At 66.4% G+C, this 1,419-nt stretch carries 1 protein-coding gene and 2 pseudogenes; 1 reads left to right on the plus strand and 2 read right to left on the minus strand.

Translation table 11 applies throughout. From position 1 onward, the window contains the following. Positions 1–225, plus strand: a pseudogene (locus tag MOV74_RS38185) (hypothetical protein); the annotation flags it as partial. A gap of 94 nt (positions 226–319) precedes the next feature. Here the strand turns inward: MOV74_RS38185 and MOV74_RS38190 are convergent. After that, entirely contained in the window at positions 320–1,315 is a 996-nt protein-coding gene (locus tag MOV74_RS38190; RefSeq protein WP_246932683.1) for an ABC transporter ATP-binding protein, read from the minus strand. Continuing rightward, positions 1,312–1,419, minus strand: a pseudogene (locus MOV74_RS41100) (peptide ABC transporter ATP-binding protein); the annotation flags it as partial. The pseudogene MOV74_RS41100 and the gene MOV74_RS38190, both read right to left, overlap by 4 nt.

Genomic DNA, 1,419 nt, shown 5'->3' on the forward strand with positions numbered 1-1,419 from the left:
CTGGCCGTGGGCCTGGCGTTGACGCGGCCCCGCTCCGGCGCGCTCGGCGTGCCGCTCGGCGGCGTGATCCTCTTCTATGTGCTGGCCAAGCTCTTCGAACTCGGCGACGCGGTCATTTTCGAAGCGACCGGACACATTGTCTCGGGCCATACGCTCAAGCATCTCGCCGCTGCGCTGGCGGCCTGGCCGGTGATCAGCTCACTGCGGGATTGTAGGGTGGATTAGCCAGCGGCCTCGCGAAGCGCGGCCCGCTGGCGTAGTCCACCACGTCTGTTTCCGCGGCCACAGACGGTGGTGGGTTACGCTTCGCTAACCCACCCTACGCGATGGCGTTATTCCGCCCCGTGCCCTCGTTGAGCAAGCACGCCACCTGATGCCCGTCGCCCGCATCCAACAGCGCCGGCCGCTCCGTCTTGCAACGCTCCATCGCAAACCGGCAGCGGGTGTGAAATGCACAGCCCGAGGGAGGATTGACCGGGCTTGGCACGTCGCCGTCAACCAATGGCGCAAGCTTCTTCGCCAGCGGATTGGCGACCGGGACCGAGGCGAGCAGTGCCTGTGTGTAGGGATGGCGCGGATTGCGGAACAATTCGTCCTTGCCGGCGATCTCGACGATGCGGCCGAGATACATCACGGCGACGCGGTGGCTGATATGCGCGACTACGGCGAGGTCGTGCGCGATGAAGAGATAGGAGAAGCCGTGCTGCCGTTGCAGGTCGATCAACAGATTGATCACCTGCGCCTGGATCGAGACGTCGAGCGCGGAGACCGGCTCGTCGCAAACGATCAGGCGCGGCCCGAGCGCCAGCGCACGCGCGATGCAGATGCGCTGGCGCTGGCCGCCGGAGAATTGATGCGGGAAATTGCTCATCTGGTCGGGCCGCAAGCCCACTTGCTCGAATAGCTTTACGACGCGTGCCTCCAGCGCCTTGCCGGTGGCGAGCCCGTGCACGGCGAGCGGCTCGCCGACGATGTCGCCCGCGGTCATGCGTGGATTGAGCGAGGCAAACGGGTCCTGAAACACGATCTGCATCGAGCGACGGTGAGGGCGCAGTGCCGACTTGGACAGATGGGTGATGTCCTCACCATCGAGGCGAATCTGGCCCGAGGTCGGCTCCACCAGCCTCAGCACGCTGCGCGCTACCGTCGACTTGCCGCAGCCGGACTCGCCGACGAGCCCAAGCGTCTCGCCGGCACCAAGGGAGAACGAGACGCCGTCGACCGAGTGCACGGTGCCGACCTGGCGCCGCAGCACGCCGGCGCGCACCGGGTAATGCTTCCTGAGATCGGTGACCTCGAGCAGTGCCTTGGTCATGCCACCTCCGCAACTTCTTCCGCGCGCCAGCAGGCGGCGAGATGGCCGCCGCCCCAATCCGCAAGCGGCGGGTATTCGGCCTCGCAGCGCTTGATCGCGAGATT

This window comes from Bradyrhizobium sp. SHOUNA76 (assembly GCF_023006445.1).
Classification (GTDB): Bacteria; Pseudomonadota; Alphaproteobacteria; order Rhizobiales; family Xanthobacteraceae; genus Bradyrhizobium.